This window comes from Aliivibrio sp. 1S128 (genome assembly GCF_001691065.1).
Taxonomy (GTDB): domain Bacteria; phylum Pseudomonadota; class Gammaproteobacteria; order Enterobacterales; family Vibrionaceae; genus Aliivibrio.
This window is the reverse complement of sequence record NZ_MAJV01000021.1, coordinates 1-401: the sequence shown is the minus strand read 5'-3', so window position 1 is coordinate 401 and position 401 is coordinate 1. Positions and strand designations below refer to the sequence as shown.

Annotated in this window: 1 protein-coding gene; it reads right to left on the bottom strand. The window is 33.7% G+C overall.

Annotated features, from left to right (window positions below):
• Positions 1-21 precede the first annotated feature (21 nt).
• On the bottom strand, positions 22-381 hold the full coding sequence (locus A6E03_RS04370) for a hypothetical protein (RefSeq protein WP_061005963.1): 360 nt from the start codon (positions 379-381) through the stop codon (positions 22-24).
• Positions 382-401: the final 20 nt, after the last annotated feature.

Below are 401 nucleotides of genomic sequence, written 5' to 3'. Positions count from 1 at the left end.
GTTGATGCGATTGTTATGTGGTTATTTCATTGTTGCTGAATACATAATACAGACATCTTCCACTTCTTTTGAAGTATTAACACGCCAAAATGGCTGTTTAAGGAACCCTTTATTAGAGTTTTTTTGCTTATGACCATCAGGCAATCTATTAAAGTATTTTTCAAGTTTAGGGGATAACTCTTTCTCTAAAGATAAACCACTAATGGACAGATCAAAACCGTCAAGTGCAGGAGATATCCATAAGCGACCATTTGCTCCACTTAAGCTCATATTTGATTTAGTGACTAACTGTTGATTTAAAACAATAGCAGTACCTGATGAAGTATTTAGCCTTTCAACAATTGATTTTAATAGTCTGTATACATTATCTGTTTCACTCACATTTCACTCCTGATTAACCA